The organism is Yoonia sp., from assembly GCF_042093035.1.
GTDB lineage: Bacteria > Pseudomonadota > Alphaproteobacteria > Rhodobacterales > Rhodobacteraceae > Yoonia.
Window position 1 is genome coordinate 1 of record NZ_JBELFI010000189.1, and the last position, 2,962, is coordinate 2,962.

General features: G+C 56.2%; 5 protein-coding genes. 1 reads left to right on the forward strand and 4 read right to left on the reverse strand.

Annotated features, from left to right (window positions below; genetic code table 11):
• Positions 1-117: 117 nt before the first annotated feature.
• The 4 genes from fabI to ACFDSS_RS14390 form a co-directional block, all read right to left on the reverse strand.
• Complete coding sequence (gene fabI / locus ACFDSS_RS14375; RefSeq protein WP_375256400.1) at positions 118-939, reverse strand: enoyl-ACP reductase FabI; 822 nt, start codon at positions 937-939, stop codon at positions 118-120.
• Entirely contained in the window at positions 932-1,114 is a 183-nt protein-coding gene (locus ACFDSS_RS14380; RefSeq protein ID WP_375256401.1) for a hypothetical protein, read from the reverse strand. The genes fabI and ACFDSS_RS14380 overlap by 8 nt, the downstream gene beginning before the upstream one ends.
• Positions 1,115-1,220: 106 nt before the next feature.
• Positions 1,221-1,469: a hypothetical protein gene (locus ACFDSS_RS14385; protein ID WP_375256402.1), complete on the reverse strand. Its 249-nt coding sequence runs from the start codon at positions 1,467-1,469 to the stop codon at positions 1,221-1,223.
• A 176-nt stretch (positions 1,470-1,645) separates the two neighbouring features.
• Positions 1,646-2,272 (reverse strand): RNA polymerase sigma factor, encoded by a 627-nt coding sequence (locus ACFDSS_RS14390; RefSeq protein WP_375256403.1) that lies wholly within the window; start codon positions 2,270-2,272, stop codon positions 1,646-1,648.
• Positions 2,273-2,296: 24 nt separating this feature from the next.
• On the opposite strand from ACFDSS_RS14390, the gene ACFDSS_RS14395 reads away from it, so the two are divergent.
• Positions 2,297-2,905 (forward strand): hypothetical protein, encoded by a 609-nt coding sequence (locus ACFDSS_RS14395; protein WP_375256404.1) that lies wholly within the window; start codon positions 2,297-2,299, stop codon positions 2,903-2,905.
• Positions 2,906-2,962 lie beyond the last annotated feature (57 nt).

A 2,962-nucleotide genomic window follows, 5' to 3' on the forward strand; every position in this document is an offset into this window, starting at 1 on the left:
CGGCGCTGCTGGCGCGGGGAGAGACGATCGCGGAGGAAATCGCGGCGCTCTTTTTTGGGGGCCGGTTTTCCGCCGTCTTTGGTATGGTCCATTTTATTTTCTCCAGTTTCGTGTTCATCATGCCTGCATGCGCAGGACGGGACTTTCGATATGAACGCCCGCATCAACGTGCAGCACTTCTCCGGTGATCCCGCTGGTATAGTCGCTGGCGAATAGCAATGCGGCGCGACCCACCTCGTCGGCCTCGATATTGCGCCGCAAGGGCGCGGCAATTGCAGTGGCGTCCAGAAGGGACGCAAAACCGGTCAAGCCCGACGCAGCCCGCGTGGCGACCGGCCCCGCTGAAATAGCGTTGACGCGAATATTGTTGGGGCCAAGTTCGTGGGCCAGATAACGTACCGTCGCTTCCAGCGCCGCTTTCACAGGTCCCATCACGTTGTAGTTCTGCACCACACGTTCACCGCCGAGATAGCTGAGCGTTATCAAGCTGCCCCCGCTGGGCATCAATGGTTCGGCAAGTTGTGCAAGGCGGATCAGCGAATGGACCGACACGTTCATCGCGGCGGAAAACCCTTCAGCCGAACAGTCCGTCAGACGGCCATGCAGATCAGCGGGCGGAACGCTGCCCACCGCATGAAGGATAAAATCCAGCCTTCCCCAGTGCGCCGTTATTGTGTCGAAAACAGCGTCGAGTTCCCGCGGTTTATTCACATTGCACGGCAGCACGAGCGGGGCTTGCAGCCGCGCGGCCAAAGGTGCCACGTGCGGCTTGGTGCGCGCATTAACATAGGTGATGGCGAGTTCGGCGCCGGCTTGCCTGAAATGCAAGGCCGCAGGCCACGCCAGACTGAGATCATTCGCGATGCCGATCACAAGGCCTATGCGACCGGACAAATCAAGCAATTCCGCAGGATCGCAGCATTCTTCGTATTTAGGCATCTTCTTTTGGCGCAGCATCGTTGTCGCTGGTCGCATCGGCCGTTTTCTTATCCACCTCCTGGGGCGTGCCCGATTTGTCATGCTTGTGCCCACCATGCCCGTGCCCGAAGAGGTGCATTGCCGCCATTCCCCCGAACAACAGAACCAGAACCCAGTTTTCAATTAGCCAATCCATGGTCGTCTACTCCTTGTTTGATGCGGCGCGTTGATCGTCCGCGAAAGTGGATGTCAAAGTGTCGAAAGCGTTGCGGCACATCGCGCCGGGGGCAATGTGCAGGATCCTATACATCGGCGGACCCGACTTCATCGGTGCGCTGCGCGCATGGGTGCCCAGTGAGCATCACCGTCGCGAAATCCTTTGCGATTTCCTTGCGCAAACCGGCAAGGAGGTAGGCCGCATCGCCTGGTGCAATGCCCAATGCACGCGCCGCTTGGCCCATGGGGTATTTCTTGACGTCGACGCGGTGGAACAATGCCTGCGCCAACGGGGCATCCGCATGTGCCGAGGTCTGAGCACATGCGCAGGTCATCTGGGATAACAAGTCCTGCAGGTCTGCGTCTGATGCAGATTGGCGGCTTGCCGAAGAACTCAAATGCGTCGTGATAGGTGACATGGTACGATTACTCCTGCGGCGGTGCCTGAGGGCACACTCACAGAAGTAGACGTTGTTTCGCGCAAAACGTTACACATCCGACGTCAAGATACTCAGGAGGCTTGCCCCTCTTCGACGCAATCCGTCTCATGCGCCTCATTCGCGCAGCCCTCAGGCGGGCAAGAACAATCGTCACGATCATCTCTGCAGCATTCGCCGCAATGGCCTATCAGAGCCTCGCGCAACGCGGTCCGCGCACGGTGAAGCCGTACACCAAGCGCGTTGCGGCTCAAGTCAAGATCACGCGCGACGGTCTCGCGGTCCTCTTCGCCGAAATCAATCCGCCGGATCAACGTGGCGTCTGCGGGACGCAGTTGGGAAATCAGCCCGCCGTGGCAGGTACACAGTCGCGCCATCTGTGTTGGCGCATCATCTATCCATTCCTCCGGCTCGCGCGCCGCAGCAGCAACCAGTCGGCGACGCTTGGCGCCTTTGCGATAATAATCATTCAAAGTGGAGCGCAGGATCGCATAAAGCCACGCATCCATCCGTTCAACATCTCTGAGTTGTTCCTTGCGCGCCAGCACTCGAATGCAGAAATCTTGCAGGACATCTTCTGCATCTGCGCGATTGCCTAGCCGTTTGACCAGAAAACCCAGAAATGCACCGCGTTCATCCAGTAGCGTGCGCTCAGGCGATGCGCTGGACACCTGCGAACGTCGCTTGTCTTGAGTTGCCATGATGTTGCTGACCTTCACAATTGAATGACCGACCGCCAAATTGCGCGTCGAACAGACCTAAACCTGACTATCTCCGCCTACATATTCAATGCCTGCCTGCATCAAAAAAACAGTTTGTACTGTCACCCAATAAGAGGTGCCCTAAAACACGGCGCATTCATTGGTTGTACTGCAATCTGGAATTTTGACCAAATTGATCGTATTATCATCGTTGAGGAAGTTAAAACCAGCTTTGGCCGCGAACCATTTATATCGCGGCGTGTCATTCGTATAAGTGTTTTATATCAATTCTTTATGTGGCATTTCTTAACTGATATTAGCGCCAGAGAAATGATTACAATTGGGCCGTCTGGCGAAAACCGCAGATCGCGCGCCGTAAATGTCGCTCCGCCGCGATGTAAGGTTTTTGCCGTTTCAGCGTCCTATCTACAAAGGTGTATTATGACTATTGACCAGAAATATCAGCTGTCCCGCATCGATAAGCCGGACCTGTCCGGTGGATGGCTGGCTGGATTGCGACTGCAAAGCGGCTTGATGCCGCAACGAAGAACGCCGGACGATGAGCAGCGGCCTGAATGGCGGAATGCACCGTTCCGCTTTCGGTCGTCCAACCGACAAGCCGCTGCTCTGTAATGAATGAAAGTAATTATCGTCTGTATTACCATTAGGGGCGGATAATGCCGCCTTCAA